Source organism: Paraburkholderia sp. SIMBA_054, from assembly GCF_046534875.1.
GTDB lineage: Bacteria > Pseudomonadota > Gammaproteobacteria > Burkholderiales > Burkholderiaceae > Paraburkholderia > Paraburkholderia hospita.
In genome coordinates this window covers 1-401 of the sequence record NZ_JAWRXV010000294.1, presented here as the reverse complement: position 1 = coordinate 401, position 401 = coordinate 1, and the positions used below count along the sequence as shown (strand labels likewise).

At 61.6% G+C, this 401-nt stretch carries 1 pseudogene; it reads left to right on the top strand.

Features of this window, described 5'->3' with window-relative positions:
* Positions 1 to 401: pseudogene (locus SB822_RS55180) on the top strand (type VI secretion system tip protein VgrG); the annotation flags it as partial.

Sequence of the window (401 nt, the reverse complement as noted above, 5' to 3'; positions counted from 1 at the left end):
CCGGCACACTCAGCGCGCGTGTGACGAGCCCGGACAAATACACCTACGCATACGTCGATAAAAATGGCCACTATACGGTCCGTTTCGACTCCGATTTCGAAACGTGGCCGAATGGCGGCGAGAGCGTACCGCTGCGGCTGGCAAAGCCGTTCGCGGGCAAGCTGCAAACCGGCATGCACTTCCCCGCGCTGGACGATGCAGAAGCGGTGATTACCTGCCGGGACGGCGATCCGGACAAGCCCGAAATCATCGCGTTCCATCATCACAGCCAGGCGCGCGATCTGGTGACGAACGACCGGCGCTGGCTCTCGCGCAACATGATCCGCACGCAGGCGAACAACAAGCTGCGCATGGAGGACTGGGCAGGCCAGGAAGGCATCAAGCTCAGTACGGAACACTCG